The organism is uncultured Actinobacillus sp. (genome assembly GCF_945915845.1).
Classification (GTDB): domain Bacteria; phylum Pseudomonadota; class Gammaproteobacteria; order Enterobacterales; family Pasteurellaceae; genus Exercitatus.
Genome location: NZ_CAMEFX010000002.1, coordinates 80,228 through 96,232, shown reverse-complemented (window position 1 = coordinate 96,232; position 16,005 = coordinate 80,228). Strand labels below are relative to the sequence as shown.

The window sequence follows — 16,005 nt, the reverse complement described above, 5'->3', positions numbered from 1 at the left end:
TTAGATCGAAAATTAATTTAACTTCAAATAAGACATCATATGTCTTATCTTTTAGACATATGATGTCTTACTTTAAAAAATAAAACCGTGATCTACTTCACAGAAAAGAAAGAAAAATGGAAAAATTTACAAAAAAAGCGGCTTCTCTTGAATTACAAGAGAAAATTAAAACGCTCATTCTCCAACGCAAATTAAAATCGGGTGATTTAATGCCAACGGAAAATGAGCTGATTGAACTATTTAATGTTAGCCGTTCTAGCCTAAGAGAGGCCATCAAATCCTTAGAGGCTCTACATATTTTAGATATTCGCCACGGTATAGGAACATTTGTTGGCTCATCATCTCTTACTCCGATGATCCGAGGGCTAACATTTTATGCTCAACTACATTTACAAGATAATCTCAAGAGCATAATTGATATTCTTGATATTAGAGAGATCCTACAATATGGTTTTGCCCCAATGGCTTTGCCTAAGATCAGCGAGGAAAATAGCCAACGCTTGCAACTTCTAGTAAAAACATTAGAAGAAAATGCAAGTAAACAGTGCTTTTCTATTGCAGAAGAAAAACAAATTCACCTACTGATTTACCAACCATTGCAAAACCACTTACTCAGCCAATATCTTGATGCATTTTGGGAAATCTATGAAAAACTTGAAAATGATCTCCCACCAATTCGAGTTTCACCAACTGCATTAGCATTGCAATACCGTGAATTAGTTGATGCCGTTGAAGCAAAAGATCTGGAACGAATGCAACGAGCTATCCTCTATTATTTCCAAGAAATCAGACAATGTTTATTAAAAGGATATCACAATGAACAGAATTAAAATCGCTCTAATTGGCTGTGGATTTTTCGGCAAGCAACTAGCATATAGCTTTCACAAAATGAACGGTGAATTAGTTGGTTTTACTGATCTTGACTTTAATCTTGCCAATCAGCTTGCCGAAAAGTATCAATCCGTTGCTTACCCAAACATTGATGATTTACTGATTAACACTCAACCAGACCTTGTTATAATTGCGACTTACAATTACGCTCATAAACAACCTGCAATTACAGCTCTCAATCATAATGCTCATATCTTTATTGAAACGCCTTTCACTATTGATAGCCAAGAAAGCCAAGAGATAATGCAGCTTGCACTTGAAAAAAATAAAACGGTTTTTGCAGGACATCTACTTCGAACCTTACCTGGCGTAATGAAAGCCAAACAGTTTATGCAAGAAAATGTATTAGGCAAAATTACAGTAGCCAGAGCAACCCGACAACGTTGGATTGATAGCCCAGCAAATAAAAACTGGTGGAAAAATGACGTATCCCTGACAGGTGGAAAACTATTTAACGAAATCCACGAACTTGATCTGCTTTGTTGGTTACTTGGTGATGTAAAATCAGTCTATGCTCAATCAACCAATAGAGCGCATTTGGATAACATTGATAACCACGATATTATCCAATTACTTCTCCAATTTAATAGTGGCGTATTTGCTTCTTTAGAAATGGGAACTGCTTATCGACTACACGAATGGGGTATATCCATTCACGGAGAATTAGGAGCATTAGTTATCAATTTCTTCAACTCCACAATGACCCTCACCCTTGCAAATGGACAACGTCAGCAATTTAATTTGTACGATGAATTTGAAGCCGATTTATCCTTACGCGAAAACGGTAAAGCTATCCAACGTTATAATGACTTAAATGCACTCGTACCTTTATGGCTAAGCCGAGCAACCGAAATTGAAGCATTAACAGTACTAAATTACTTAAGCCATAATGCACAATCCGTTCTGACAGAACAGCCAATTGATGCGGTAAAAGTAGCAGATGCAGCAAGGCAGTCAATGATACAAAAAGCACAGATTACCATTACTTAAGAATACAGATAAGCTATATTTCAGCTTACATTTATTCACATTTCTCTAGCTTTTTCTTAGTGAAAAAAAGTATATTAGCGAACATTTGTAAGCTGAATAAGCTGAATAAACAGGATAAAAAGATGGCTTCTCTCAACTTCCATTTTGTGAATAGATTTCGCCTGCAAGCAAAAAAATGGCCTAATCGTACCACTTTACGTTTCCGTGAACAAGCTCAATGACAGGAAATGTCGTGGCAAACTTTTCAGCAAGAAATTGACCGTTTCCCTTATGCTTTAATTGCTTAACATATTGATATTTAAGATAAAATTGATACATTCACAAATAATATGCCTCGTTGGACTATCGCTGATTTTGGGGCGATGCAGGCAAGGGCTGTTGCGGTGCCGATTTATGCGACAAACACGGCAAAACAAGCGGAATATATTGTGAATGATGCTGACATTAAAATTCTCTTTGTTGGTGATCAAGAGCAATTTGATCAGGTCTATCAAATAGCGAACAACTGTCCACAATTAATGAAAATTGTGGCAATGAAAGCGAATATGCATTTGAGGGATCTGCCAAATGCGTGTTATTGAGAAGATTTCTCAATGTTGTTCCAAATGAAGCGTAATTTGAAAAACGCCTTAATTCTAAACAGTTATCCGATCTTTTTACGCTGATTTATACGTCTGGAACAACAGGTAAACCAAAAGGCATGATGCTGGATTATGCTAACCTTGCTCATCAATTAAATGCTCACGATCTTGCTGTAAATGTGAATGAAGATGAGGTGTCGCTTTCGTTTTTTACCGCTTTCGCATATTTTTGAGCGTGCGTGGGTTGCTTATGTTTTTCATCGTGGTGCGACAAATTGCTATTTGGAAGACACCAACTACGTCCGTGATGCCTTGAGCACACTGAAACCAACGGTGATGTGTGCATTGCAAATTTCCCCTGCTCGCATTGCGGTTTCTATGGCAAATAACATTGCTGCGCCCACTCGACTTTGTATTGTCATTGGAAGAACGGCATAGTCAAAGCCTGAGAAAAATGTTAGGCGGTCAATCTCACTGTCCGTATAGCGCTGAGTTCTTGCTTTTGGCGTACTTGATTTTTATTTGGTGAAAGTAAATAAAAAAGCCACTTCTCCAAGTGGCTTTTTATTCATGATACTTACCAGTGGTGCCTAGGGTCGGACTCGAACCGACACGCTTTTAAGGGCGGCGGATTTTGAATCCGCTGCGTCTACCAATTTCGCCACCCAGGCTTCACTGGTAAGTATCACGTGTGTTGAACTGGTATGCATTATACGAAGATTAAAAAAGCTTGCAAGTATTAATTTTAGATTTGTGATTGTTCGCTTTAAAATTCACCAAATTTAACCGCGCTTATGCTATTTCATAAAGTGCGGTGATAAATTGACGTCTTTTGATTAATCACGCTTGCGACTTAATAGCCACCATGTAATTAATAAAAACATCAAACTTGGTAGTAACGCCCCGATTAATGGCGTAACACTATAAACTAAGGTCAGTGGTCCAAAAATTTCATTAACCACATAGAAAAAGAAACCAAAACAAATACCTGTGACAATTCTTGCACCGGCTGTCACGCTACGTAATGGACCGAAAATAAAAGAAAGTGCCAACATCATCATGACGCCAACAGAAATTGGCTGGAATAATTTACGCCAATAAGTGAGCTCAAATTTTTTGCTGTCTTGCCCTGTTTGTTTTAAAAATGCGATGTATTCAGACAGACCTGAAATAGAAAGCGAGGTTGGACGAACAGACACAATCCCTAATTTATCAGGTGTTAATGAGGTTTTCCATTCTTGAGCAAGGTAATTTTTTGTTTCAATTTTTTCTTTCGAAATTTCCGAAGTATTTAATTGCTTTAAAGACCAAACCTCTCCTGTATAGTTTGCATTGTTAGCATGGCTAACGCTTTTTAATTGACGAGTATCGTCAAAATGATAAATATAAATATTTTTTAAATTTGCATTATCAGTGACTTGTTGTATATAAATAAAATCATTGCCATCTTTTGCCCAAATCCCATTTTTTACTGACATCATTGAGCCACCAGACACCGCTCTTGCGCGCATATCACGTGCATATTGTTCTGTTTGTGGAATCCCCCATTCTCCAATCACCATAGTTAAGAGAACCAATGGTAAGGCTGTTTTCATAACGGCAAGACCGATTTTTAAGCGAGAAAATCCTGCCGATTGCATGACGACCAACTCGCTACGACTGGCTAAATTGCCTAAGGCGATCAATGCACCCAATAATGCCGCCATAGGGAAAAACGTCTCAATATCTTTCGGCATAGTTAATACGGTATAAGCGATAGCTTGTAGCATATCGTACGAGCCACGCCCAATACTGCGAAATTGTTCGACAAATTTTATAATGGCAGACAAACCGACTAACACGAACAGCGTAGCAAAAATTGTCCCTAAAATACTTTTACCAATATAACGTTCTAAGGTATTCATTTGTCATCCTTACGCAACTTTACGGCTAAACAGATTACGAATTTTATACATAAAAGCACTTTCCCAGCTATTTAATATCACCCCAATCATAAAGAATAAGATACTCACTAAAGGCATAAAAATGCTCGCATCAAGTTTATTGGCCCCTCCTGCTGATTTTAATGAACTTTGTGCTAGAAAATAAATGAGATATAACATCAATGCAGGTAACATCTTGGCAAAACGCCCTTGACGAGGGTTAACACGACTTAGTGGAACGGCAATTAATGCCATTAATGGGACAGCAATCACCAACACGATACGCCAATGAAACTCCGCTTTCATAGCAGGTGTTTTTCCCTTTAACAGCTCGTTGAAAGTCAAGGTTTCAGCTTCGGAACTTTCACTATTAGTCGCTTGATAGCCTAAATAAGCTTGATACTCTTCAAAATGAGTAATACGAAAATCAGGCAACGCCACCGAACCTTCCACACGCTGACTATTTTGTAGATTTAAAATTTGATCTCCATTCGGCAAAGATTTTAATTCACCTTTTTCTGCGGTAATCACAGAAGGTTTTGAGTTGGCTTTTTCTTTGGTTTGAAATAAATAGACATCTTTAATTTGATTATTTTCAATCTGGTTGATAAATAAAACAAAATCATTGTTATTGGATGTCATAAATTGCCCGGCAGAAAGTGCGGACATTTTAGGATTCGCTTTTGCATCATCAATAATCTCTGCTTGTTTTTTAATTGCCCAAGGGGAAATCCAAAAGGCATTATAAGCCGCTAATGCCCCTGTAAAAAATGAAAGCATCAATGCGACTTTCACCAAAATGCGAGAACCTACGCCACAAGCGCGCATCACTGTGATTTCACTTTCTGCATATAAACGCCCTAAAGTTAACAACAGCGCAATAAACAAACACAGCGGCAACATTAATTGTGCCATTGTTGGCATGCCCAATCCTAATAATGACATGACCAGATCAGCCGGCACATTGCCGCTTGCCGCTGAACCCAATACGCGCACAAGTTGCTGACAAAAGAAAATTAGCAATAAAATAAATAAGATAGCAACCTGTGTTTTGAAAACTTCTTTGGTTAAATACTTGGTTAAAATCACGTTATCTGTTTTTCCGCTTGCAATTTAGTTGAATTTCATTCATTTTATGACCGCACTTCATAAGTGATGAAGTTCAGTCAAATTTAGCCGCTTATAATAGCTTATTTTCATATGTAAAAATAGTAGGAAGGAATATGAAATATTCATCAAATTTAACCGCACTTAATACTGCCGATATGGTATGGGTAACCATTTTTGAAGAGGGCGTGTTGTCAAAAAACGCTCAACAATTCGATGCACAAGGCGAAATTAGCGCACTAATTCAGTGCGGTGAAATTTCGGGGAAAATTGGTGAAACCGCGCTCTTGCGCCAAGGTTCACAACGTATTTTATTAGTTGGTGCAGGTAAACCACAGGAAATAACAGAACACCAATTTAAACAAATGGTACAAAAAGCGTTCCAAGCGACCAAAACAACTGCTGCTAAAACGGTTTTTAATGGGCTCACTGATGTACAAATCAAAGATCGCGATCTCTATTGGAATATACGTTTTGCTATTGAAACGATTGAAGCAGAAAACTATGCGTTTGATCAATTCAAAAGCAAAAAAGCCGATGAATTAAGCTTAGATGAGATCTTTTTGGGGATAGAAACAGAAGAGGTTCAACGTGCTATTCAACAGGCTTGTGCCGTGGCATTAGGAGTTAAATTAGCCCGTGATGTCGCCAATTGCCCACCAAACGTATGCAACCCGAAATATTTAGCGGAACAAGCCAAAACATTGGAAAAACGTACCGCACTTATTAAAACCACCGTGCTAGGTGAAAAAGAAATGGCTGAATTAGGGATGAATGCCTACTTAGGCGTATCTCAAGGTTCTAAAAATGAAGCGCAACTTGCGATTATGGAATACCGTAATCACCCTAATCCCAATGCCAAACCGATTGTATTAGTGGGCAAGGGCTTAACCTTTGATGCCGGTGGTATTTCACTAAAACCGGCCGCAGAAATGGATGAAATGAAATACGACATGTGCGGTGCGGCATCCATTTATGGAGTAATGAATGCTTTGGTCGAATTGCAATTACCACTAAATGTTATTGGTGTGTTAGCCGGTTGTGAAAACTTACCGGATGGCAATGCCTATCGCCCGGGGGATATTTTGACCACCATGAATGGACTCACGGTTGAAGTGCTGAATACGGATGCGGAAGGACGTTTAGTTTTATGTGATACCTTAACCTATGTGGAACGCTTTGAACCAGAATGTGTGATTGATGTCGCCACCCTAACAGGGGCTTGTGTAGTCGCCTTAGGTCAACACAATAGCGGCTTGGTTGCAACCGATGATGCACTCGCTGATGCACTATTTCAGGCCTCACAACAAACCCAAGATAAAGCCTGGCGTTTGCCATTAAGCGAAGAATATCAAGAACAGCTTAAATCTCCATTTGCCGATCTTGCCAATATTGGTGGACGCTGGGGCGGTGCGATTACTGCCGGTGCATTTTTATCGAACTTCACGAAAAAATATCGCTGGGCGCATTTAGATATTGCCGGAACAGCGTGGTTGCAAGGGGCAAACAAAGGGGCAACAGGAAGACCGGTAGGCTTATTGACGCAATTCTTAATCAATCAATGTCAATAGGGCGCATACAAAAGGGCAAATCACTTTGCCCTTTTATTTTGCCTTAAACCGCGGTTAAATTTTTCAAAGTTTTGTCGGCTGCTTCCTCTAGCATTGCTTGACGTTCTGCGTCCGTAATACCATATAAGCGACCAAATAAACGATGGTCAATATTCGTAATACCACAAAAATTAAATAATCCATTCACTAAACAAATATCTAATCCTTGTGCATAACCATTTGCCTGATATTCTGCTTGAGCACTGCCCATATTAATGAATTGCTGAATTTTCTTGTCTGAAAGCAATCCCACCGATCCATTCGCATCGGTTTTGTAAGCAAACCCATGACTTAACACGCGATCCAAATAGCCTTTTAAAATTGCAGGAAACCCCATCCACCACAAAGGATAAATGAAGGTTATCAAGTCCGCATCACGAATATATTGCTGTTCCTGCAAAATGTCCGAGGGCAATTCACCTTTCATTTCAACCGCACTTAGCACGGGGTTAAAATTCATCTCATAAAGATCGCGAAGGATAACATTCGCCCCAGCTTGTTCACTTGCTGCAATCACGCGATCAACCATCGCTCGGGTAAAGCTGTTTTGATTGGGGTGAGCAAAAATAATTAAATGATTCTTCATAAAGTTTTCCTAAAAGGCACTTAATGAGATACGCATTGAACAAACGCAATACGCATCTCATAACGCAAGCATTTCCAATGCATTAAAACTTCTCTACCGTTAATGTAATGCCTTGAACGCTTTTTACTGTTACACGATCTCCAACCTGCAAATCTTCACCTTGAATACGCCAAGTCGTATCACCAAAGCGTCCACGCCCGATACCATTTGCCGCCATATCTTCAACGACACCTTTAGCACCAATTAAAGCGTGATCTCGTTGATTTAGGACAGATTGTTGATCATCTTCTTTATCTCGGCTATGTTGATATTTCCACCAAATCACACTTAAAATTGTCGCTAAAATCGCGTAAAGAATACCAACCGTAGTCAACGATATAGACGGAATTAATGCCACTAACGCCGCCATAACAATCGCCGCCAAGCCCCACCAAAGAAGAAAAATGCCCGGAACCACAATTTCAGCGATAAGCAATACGAAACCTAAAATCAGCCAATGCCATTCTGTCCATGTGGAAAACCATTGTGCAGAAAACATGTCCATAAACAATCCTTATTTTTTATCGCCTTTTAACAGCTCTGCAATACCCGCCACTGAACCTATGAGATTCCCGGCTTCAAGCGGCATTAACACGACTTTGCTATTATCCGATCCACCAATTTCTTTCAACGCTTCCGTATATTTTTGTGCAATAAAATAATTAATTGCTTTGGTATCACCGTTTGCAATCGCATCAGAAACCATTTGTGTCGCTTTCGCTTCTGCTTCCGCCGCGCGTTCACGGGCTTCTGCCTGCAAAATAGCTTCTTGTTTTTCCCCTTCAGCTTTTAAAATACGCGATTGTTTTTCCCCTTCAGCGCGTAAAATCTGTGCTTGGCGCACCCCTTCCGCTTCCAAGATTTCTGCACGTTTATTACGTTCTGCTTTCATTTGCGCATTCATCGCTTCACTTAATTCACGCGGCGGACGCACGTCACGGATTTCAATACGTGTTACTTTAATGCCCCAAGGATTAGTGGCTTCATCCACAATGGAAAGCAAACGACCGTTAATACTATCCCGTTGTGATAGCATTTCGTCTAATTCCATTCCCCCTAATACCGTACGAATATTCGTCATCACCAAATTAATAATAGCTTGTTCAAGGTGATTGACTTCATAAGCCGCACTGCGAGCATCTATCACTTGCACGAAACATACTGCATCAATGGACACATTCGCGTTATCTTTAGAAATCACTTCTTGCGATGGAATATCTAACACCTGTTCCATCATATTAATTTTGCGCCCAACGCGATCCACAAAAGGCACCACAAAATTTAATCCCGGTGTTAAGGTTTTTGTATAACGCCCAAAACGTTCAATGGTCCAATGATAACCCTGTGGCACAGCTTTTACTGTGGAATAAAGCACAAAGACCACAAGCACAATAAAGACTAACGTTGCAATTGGAAGCTCTTCCATGTCAAACTCCTTGTTGAATTGTTAAATTGACGTAAAAACTATAACAAATTACACCGCACTTTGCACATACTTATAGCCATCCTTTTCGGGGACAAATTCAAATACATGAGTAATACAACTTGGCGCATCCTGATCTTGGTGAGAAACAAAGAGCAACTGTGTTTCACTATTGGTCACAAGTTGATCGATAAAACTTTTCACCAGTTTACGATTTACCCCATCCAATCCTTGCAACGGTTCATCCAAAATTAACACAGGGGGATGTTTTACCATCGCACGCGTAATCAACAACAACCGTTGCTGCCCCCAAGATAAGGAACGAAAAGGCTTTTTCGCGAGTTCGGTTAAATTAAGACGAGAAAGCCATTGCATAGCTTTTATACGTAACGCATCAGGTATTTGCTGATAAACCCCAATACTGTCAAAAAAGCCAGATAGGATCACATCTAATGCTGAACTATTCACACGATAATCCATATGCAATTGACTGCTGACATAACCTATCTTCGATTTTATATCCCAAATGGTTTCACCACTTCCACGCTGTTGACCAAACAAGATGACGTGATTACTAAAGGCTTGTGGATGATCACCGGTAATCAATGACAATAAGGTAGATTTTCCTGCGCCATTAGGGCCTTTAATCCACCAATGTTGCTTCGGTTCCACGCGCCAAGAAAGGTTATTAAGAATACGTTTATCACCGCATTGAATATTGACATTTTGTAGCTCAAAGTGCGGTTGATTTTCTGGTAGTTTTATTTTCGGAATAGCACTTTCAGGCAACGCCACATCTAATGCCGTTTCCGCATATTGTAATTGCCGAAAAATACTCTGTTGTTCAATCTGTTGACGTTCACCTTGCAAAATTAATTCGAGATTATCCAAAATAGCAATCTTTTCCGCCGCACTTGGAATATCGCCAAAGCGATTAACAATCAACACCAATGCCATTTTTTCTCGGAGTTGATGAAGCAAGGCTGTCCAATCCTGTACAGATTGATGATCTAACCCTTCAAAAGGTTCATCTAAAATCAGCAAATCAGGATCGCTCACTAAAGCTTGAGCCAATAACACTTTTCTACTCTCTCCTGTAGAAAGTTGCATAAATGGACGATCTAGTAACGACGAAATATGTAAATACTCCGCATATTTATGACAAAGTACATGATTTTCTGACCCATTTAAGATCATTTGGCGAGCAGTTTTACCAAAATCATCAGGGCTGACCATATCATTATTACGCGCTTTAAAGGTTTGTTCTAAAAGGCGTTGTTGCTGTTCAAAGGAAAGCAAACTGATACGACAAAACTGATTTTGATATTCGCCTGAATAAACAGGAAGATCGCCTTTTAATGCTAAAGAAAAAGCGGTTTTACCACTACCATTACTGCCAATTACAACCCAGTAATCTTTTGGCTGAATGATAAAGTGCGGTAAATTTAAGAAACGATTTTGATGTAATTTAAATTGTGCATTTTCAATATGTAACATAAGTGTATCCTGCTGATATTCAGAATTTAAGGGATAAAAAAAGCGACCACAGTCATCACTGAAGCCGCTTTTCAAAACCAATCAATTAGGCGTTATTTTTACGCTCTTCTGCCATACAAACCGCCGCCGTAAATAATACGTCTGTTGATGAGTTCAAGGCGGTTTCAGTTGAATCTTGTAATACACCAATCACAAAACCCACAGCAATCACTTGTGCGGCTACATCTCCACTAATACCAAATAAGCTACAAGCTAATGGAATTAATAGCAATGAACCACCGGCCACACCTGACGCACCGCAAGCACAAACGGCGGAAACAACGCTTAATAAAATGGCTGTAGGGATCGATACCGGAATACCTAAAGTTTGCACCGCGGCTAAGGTTAATACGGTAATCGTAATCGCCGCCCCAGCCATATTAATGGTTGCCCCTAATGGAATAGAAACAGAATAAGTTTCTTCATCCAAACCTAATTCTTCTGCTAAATCGATATTAACCGGAATATTTGCCGCTGAACTACGAGTAAAGAAAGCCGTTAAGCCACTCACACTAATACATTTCCACACTAATGGATATGGATTACGGCGAATTTTCCAATAAACAATAATTGGGTTAACAACAAAGGCTACAAAGAACATTGCGCCTAATAAAACAAGTAATAAATGACCATAATCTAAAAGTGCGCTTAAGCCTTTATCTGCTAAAGTTGAAGCTACTAAACCGAAAATACCAAATGGAGCAAGACTGATCACGAGGTGAACAATTTTTGATACAGCTTCAGCAAAATCATTAAACGCATTTTTAGTCGTATCTGCCGCGTGGCGTAGAGCAAGACCTAAAGCAATTGCCCAAGCTAAAATACCAATGAAGTTACTCGTTGCAATAGCTTCAATCGGATTAGCAAAAATATTAGAAATCACAACAGCAAAAACCTCTGTCACGCTTCCCGGCGGAGAGAGAGAGTCTGCCGCGGTAGATAATGGAATATACATTGGAAATAAGAAGCTAGCGAGTACGGCAATAACCGAAGCACCGAATGTACCAATGACATAAAGAACAACAATATCTTTCATATTGCTTTTTGAGCCAACTTTTTTATTCGCAATCGCTGCAATAACAAGGACAAAGATTAAAATAGGTGCAACAGCACGTAATCCTTTGACAAATAACGCACCAAGAAGCCCCACTTTCTCAGCTAAATTAAAACCAAAAACAGGCTCTAAATTTGGGCTGATTAATGCAGTAAGAATACCAAGAATAAGCCCCACGAGAATGCGTTTGACCAAACTGCCGTGGAAAAAGAGAGAAATAAAACGTGAACTAGCCATAATTAAATCACATAGGTTACGCAAGCGTTTGCTTGTCTGTTGAACACAAGGATCATAAGATCCAACGGAAACTTAAAGATAGCTCAAATTTCATATAAAAGAAACTGAAAATTGCAAATTTATTGCAATGACAAGAAAATATCTAAAAAAGATCAAAAAAATTATTGACGAACTATTTTTAAATACAGTATTATACAGCTGTTTAAATAAACAAGCTGATTTAATAAATAGTTATTTGACGGTATTTATACAGAAATGAATAGGAGCTAATTATGCACTATACAAAAACTAACTCTATGATTGCTAATGATTTCTCATATAACCCACTGCCATTTTTTGATGATATGGTGGAAAGTGAGAATTCATTAATGACCTATAGTCGTAAATTAGACCTCAATTTATACTGTATTAAACATCCACAGCAAACCTGTTTTATTCGTGTCACTAATCCCGATATGATTGCTTGGGGTATTGAACAAGGCGATATGCTTGTTGTTGAAAAACATAATGAATTGCATGAAGGTGATTTAATTGTTATTGAACAACATCATAGAATGGAAATTTATGAATTTGTTGTGCACAGTAATGGAGAATTTGTTCTTTTTGCACTCAGCTCTAAAGCAACGAATATCAAGACGGATGATATTGCCAAATTAAATATTATTGGAACCGTCACCAATACGATCCATCAAATCAAACCGCGCGCTCATCATCTGATGAAATTCGCTGCTTAGCCATATTATATTGAACCCATCCACATAATATCGAAAAAGGACTAAGTTCCACAAAACACAGAACTTAGTCCTCAAACTAAAAAATACTAATCTTTAAAAAATCAAAATTTTCTTTCAAGATTATTTTTTATCAGTCTCACCATATTTTTTAGCTAATGCTTGATCAAGTTCAGTAAGGGCTTGTGAAGAAGCTTGTAATTCACTTACTTTAGCTTGAAGCTCTGCTTTTTCTTCGTCAGTTAACGGTTTTTCAAGTGATTTTACTGATTTACGAGTTACCTCAATAGAAAGATTTAATACAGCTTTGCTTTTCTCTTTGAGTTCTTTGATTTCTTTGCTTTTAACATCAACTTTATCTAAAGAGTCCACAATAGCTTTTGTGCCATCTTCATATTTTTTCAAGATTGGCTCTACTTCTTCAGGTGATTTCAGCTGAGATAATGAAGTTTGAAACTCTTGTAACACTTGTTGTTGGGTAGCTTGTTGCTGCTGACTCCATTCAGTGATTTTCTTGTATTCTGCTTTTGGATCATCGCCACAAGCTGTGATACCTAAAGCCAAAATTAACGTTGCTGTAAATTTAATAAATTTGTTCATGATTTTTCCTTATTTGAAAGATTAAATTGCCCAACCAAAAGCATAGAATGCAACCAATGCAATTGCAATTAACACTGTGCCAAGGTTTAAGTTTTTCACATCACCTGAAACAATACGACCAATCACAAGTGCCGCAAAGCCAAGCATAATGCCTGTTACGATATTTGCTGTCAATACAATAAATACCGCACAAACTAAACCACTCATTGCTCCAACAAAGTCAGTAAAATCTAATTTGCTCACATTACTTAACATGAGTAAACCGACATACATTAATGCAGGCGCAGTGGCATAATTAGGTACTAAAGTCGCAATAGGTTGGAAAAATAGCATCAATAAGAAACCAATCCCTACCACAATAGCTGTAATACCTGTCTTACCACCTGCAGCTGTACCTGCAGCAGACTCAATATAAACAGCCGCCGGCGCCGTACCAAATACACCGGACATTAAGCTCCCCACAGAGTCAGATGTTAAGGCTTTACCACCATTAATAATTTGTCCATCTTTATCTAATAAGTTTGCTTGTCCGGCGACCGCACGGATCGTACCTGTTGCATCAAATACCGCGGTCATAACAAGTGCGAATACCACAGGTAAAATCGCAGGTTGTAATGCGCCTTGAATATCTAATGCTAAGAAAAGTGATTGCTCGCCAAAGGTTGGCATTTTGAAAATTTCACCATCAAATTTTACAGCCGGATCAAAAATCAAACCAACAATAGTAATTGCAATAATCACCCATAAAATTGCACCTTTTACTTGCAATTTTTCTAAGCCAATAATTGCCGCCAATCCCAGTAATGACATCATCACAGGGAATGAAGTAAATTCACCGAATTTAACAGGGAGCCCCTCTTGGTTACCAACAACCGCGCCGACACCATTTGCTGCAATTAAAAGCAAAAACAAACCAATCCCAATACCTGCACCATGCGCAATACTCGAGGGAAGATTACGTAAAATCCAAGAACGAATACCTGTTGCAGAAATGACGGTAAAGACGAGCCCCATTAAAAATACGGCACCCAATGCAACAGGAATACTCACTTGTTGACCGTGTACTAAGCTAAATGCGGTAAATGCTGTTAATGAAATGGCACAACCAATTGCCATTGGAGCATTCGCCCATAAACCGATTAAAATCGACCCTAAACTGGAAACCAAACAAGTCGCAATAAATACGCTCTCAGCTGGAAAACCTACCCTACTAAGCATATTAGGCACAACAATCACAGAATAAACCATTGCTAAAAATGTGGTTAAACCTGCAATAATTTCTTGTCGAACAGTCGAGCCACGTGCCGAAAGTTCGAAGGTTTTTTCTAAAGACATAAGTCATCCTTTTGTTAAGAGTAAAATCGCGCGTATTGTACCGAAAAGCTGTAGATTGTGAAAGCAAAACCACTGTAAAAGTGCGGTTAAAAATCAACGAATTTTTCATAAATCTACTTTTTCTTGTGGATTAAAGGATCTATACTTAGCACTTCTTTGTTAAGTTAGAAGGAATCACTTATGGCAATTTTAGTTACCGGCGGAGCCGGATATATTGGCTCACACACTTTAGTCGAATTATTAAACAACAATCGTGATGTAGTCGTATTGGATAACCTTTGTAACTCCTCGCCAAAATCACTTGAACGAGTAAAAGAAATCACAGGCAAATCCGTTAAATTCTATGAAGGCGATATTCTGGACAGCGCATTATTACAACGTATTTTTGCCGAAAATAGTATTGATGCAGTGATTCACTTTGCCGGTTTAAAAGCGGTAGGTGAAAGCGTTCAAAAACCGATTGAATACTATCGCAATAACGTAACCGGTTCACTCAATCTTATCCAAGAAATGCGCAAAGCGGGGGTATGGAATTTTATTTTTAGTTCCTCTTCAACCGTTTATGGCGATCCTGAACGCATTCCCGTGACAGAAGATTGTAAAGTTGGCGGAACAACCAACCCATATGGCACATCAAAATTAATGGTAGAACAAATTTTAATGGACATTGCTAAAGCCGTACCTGAATTTAGCATTACCCTACTTCGCTATTTTAACCCTGTTGGTGCGCACGAAAGTGGTTTAATTGGTGAAGACCCAAATGGTATCCCAAATAACTTAATGCCTTATATTAGTCAAGTGGCTATCGGCAAACTCAAAGAATTATCTATTTTCGGTAATGATTACGACACCAAAGACGGCACAGGCGTTCGTGATTATATTCACGTTGTTGATTTAGCCGTAGGCCACGTAAAAGCCTTAAATCGCCATGAAAATGACCGCGGTTTGCATATTTATAACCTAGGTACCGGCGTAGGTTATTCGGTTTTAGATATGGTTAACGCATTCAATACTGCCAATGGCATTGAAATTCCTTATAAATTTGCACCACGCCGTGCCGGGGATATTGCCGTAAATTATGCTGATGCCGGTCGAGCTGCCAAAGAATTAGGTTGGAAAGCAGAACGAGATCTTGAACAAATGATGAAAGATACTTGGAATTGGCAAAAAAACAACCCGAAAGGCTATAAAGATTAATCAAATTCCAGTTTGATTACTACCTAGCACGAGCCGTGCTAGGTTCGGTAAACCCAGCCCCGCTGGGGCTGAATAGAAGAGCCGCAGAGCAGCTCAGATTAAATAACCCTATACGGCTCGTATAGGGTTTATCAATATTTGGCAGGACGACATATTCGCTCCTTTT

Annotated in this window: 14 protein-coding genes, 1 tRNA gene and 2 pseudogenes; 6 read left to right on the top strand and 11 right to left on the bottom strand. The window is 38.9% G+C overall.

Annotation, left to right across the window (positions count from 1 at the left end; translation table 11 throughout):
• Positions 1 to 116 precede the first annotated feature (116 nt).
• From Q0O89_RS01430 to Q0O89_RS01420, 3 genes and pseudogenes are all read left to right on the top strand, one after another.
• The gene (locus tag Q0O89_RS01430; protein ID WP_293730009.1) at positions 117 to 830 is read left to right on the top strand and encodes a FadR/GntR family transcriptional regulator; all 714 of its coding nucleotides are present in this window, start codon (positions 117 to 119) and stop codon (positions 828 to 830) included.
• A complete protein-coding gene (locus tag Q0O89_RS01425; RefSeq protein WP_293730008.1) occupies positions 817 to 1,881 on the top strand; it encodes a Gfo/Idh/MocA family oxidoreductase in 1,065 nt (354 codons plus the stop codon). Before Q0O89_RS01430 ends, Q0O89_RS01425 begins: the two co-directional genes overlap by 14 nt.
• 227 nt (positions 1,882 to 2,108) lie before the next feature.
• Positions 2,109 to 2,810 (top strand): annotated as a pseudogene (locus Q0O89_RS01420) (AMP-binding protein); the annotation flags it as partial.
• Between the two features lie 2 nt (positions 2,811 to 2,812).
• Here Q0O89_RS01420 and Q0O89_RS01415 read toward each other — a convergent pair.
• The 4 genes and pseudogenes from Q0O89_RS01415 to lptF all read right to left on the bottom strand — a co-directional run.
• Positions 2,813 to 2,971: pseudogene (locus Q0O89_RS01415) on the bottom strand (site-specific integrase); the annotation flags it as partial.
• 75 nt (positions 2,972 to 3,046) lie between these two features.
• Positions 3,047 to 3,133: transfer RNA gene (locus Q0O89_RS01410), tRNA-Leu, on the bottom strand.
• Positions 3,134 to 3,298: 165 nt separating this feature from the next.
• Positions 3,299 to 4,366, bottom strand: a complete 1,068-nt coding sequence (gene lptG, locus Q0O89_RS01405) for an LPS export ABC transporter permease LptG (RefSeq protein WP_293730007.1) — start codon at positions 4,364 to 4,366, stop codon at positions 3,299 to 3,301.
• A gap of 9 nt (positions 4,367 to 4,375) precedes the next feature.
• On the bottom strand, positions 4,376 to 5,473 hold the full coding sequence (gene lptF, locus Q0O89_RS01400; RefSeq protein ID WP_293730006.1) for an LPS export ABC transporter permease LptF: 1,098 nt from the start codon (positions 5,471 to 5,473) through the stop codon (positions 4,376 to 4,378).
• Positions 5,474 to 5,607: 134 nt separating this feature from the next.
• Here lptF and Q0O89_RS01395 point away from each other — a divergent pair, with 134 nt between their 5' ends.
• Positions 5,608 to 7,062, top strand: a complete 1,455-nt coding sequence (locus Q0O89_RS01395) for a leucyl aminopeptidase (RefSeq protein WP_293730005.1) — start codon at positions 5,608 to 5,610, stop codon at positions 7,060 to 7,062.
• A 43-nt stretch (positions 7,063 to 7,105) separates the two neighbouring features.
• On the opposite strand, the gene Q0O89_RS01390 is transcribed toward Q0O89_RS01395, so the two are convergent.
• The 5 genes from Q0O89_RS01390 to sstT form a co-directional block, all read right to left on the bottom strand.
• Positions 7,106 to 7,687 (bottom strand): NAD(P)H-dependent oxidoreductase, encoded by a 582-nt coding sequence (locus Q0O89_RS01390; RefSeq protein ID WP_293730004.1) that lies wholly within the window; start codon positions 7,685 to 7,687, stop codon positions 7,106 to 7,108.
• A gap of 82 nt (positions 7,688 to 7,769) precedes the next feature.
• Positions 7,770 to 8,231 (bottom strand): NfeD family protein, encoded by a 462-nt coding sequence (locus Q0O89_RS01385; RefSeq protein ID WP_293730003.1) that lies wholly within the window; start codon positions 8,229 to 8,231, stop codon positions 7,770 to 7,772.
• A gap of 9 nt (positions 8,232 to 8,240) precedes the next feature.
• The gene (locus Q0O89_RS01380) at positions 8,241 to 9,152 is read right to left on the bottom strand and encodes an SPFH domain-containing protein (RefSeq protein WP_293730002.1); all 912 of its coding nucleotides are present in this window, start codon (positions 9,150 to 9,152) and stop codon (positions 8,241 to 8,243) included.
• Positions 9,153 to 9,200: 48 nt separating this feature from the next.
• Positions 9,201 to 10,646, bottom strand: coding sequence for a molybdate ABC transporter ATP-binding protein ModF (modF, locus tag Q0O89_RS01375; RefSeq protein WP_293730001.1), 1,446 nt, complete (start codon positions 10,644 to 10,646; stop codon positions 9,201 to 9,203).
• Between the two features lie 85 nt (positions 10,647 to 10,731).
• Complete coding sequence (sstT, locus tag Q0O89_RS01370; RefSeq protein WP_273315297.1) at positions 10,732 to 11,976, bottom strand: serine/threonine transporter SstT; 1,245 nt, start codon at positions 11,974 to 11,976, stop codon at positions 10,732 to 10,734.
• 272 nt (positions 11,977 to 12,248) lie between these two features.
• Here sstT and Q0O89_RS01365 point away from each other — a divergent pair, with 272 nt between their 5' ends.
• Positions 12,249 to 12,710 (top strand): S24 family peptidase, encoded by a 462-nt coding sequence (locus Q0O89_RS01365; RefSeq protein ID WP_273315295.1) that lies wholly within the window; start codon positions 12,249 to 12,251, stop codon positions 12,708 to 12,710.
• A gap of 120 nt (positions 12,711 to 12,830) precedes the next feature.
• Here Q0O89_RS01365 and Q0O89_RS01360 read toward each other — a convergent pair whose 3' ends face one another.
• Both Q0O89_RS01360 and Q0O89_RS01355 read right to left on the bottom strand, forming a co-directional pair.
• Positions 12,831 to 13,307, bottom strand: coding sequence for a hypothetical protein (locus Q0O89_RS01360; protein WP_273315294.1), 477 nt, complete (start codon positions 13,305 to 13,307; stop codon positions 12,831 to 12,833).
• A 21-nt stretch (positions 13,308 to 13,328) separates the two neighbouring features.
• Positions 13,329 to 14,642 carry an NCS2 family permease gene (locus tag Q0O89_RS01355; RefSeq protein ID WP_293730000.1) on the bottom strand — a complete coding sequence of 438 codons (1,314 nt, stop codon included), beginning with the start codon at positions 14,640 to 14,642 and terminating at the stop codon, positions 13,329 to 13,331.
• A gap of 180 nt (positions 14,643 to 14,822) precedes the next feature.
• Between Q0O89_RS01355 and galE the strand changes: the two genes are divergently transcribed.
• The gene (gene galE / locus Q0O89_RS01350) at positions 14,823 to 15,839 is read left to right on the top strand and encodes a UDP-glucose 4-epimerase GalE (RefSeq protein ID WP_293729999.1); all 1,017 of its coding nucleotides are present in this window, start codon (positions 14,823 to 14,825) and stop codon (positions 15,837 to 15,839) included.
• The last annotated feature ends 166 nt before the right edge of the window (positions 15,840 to 16,005 follow it).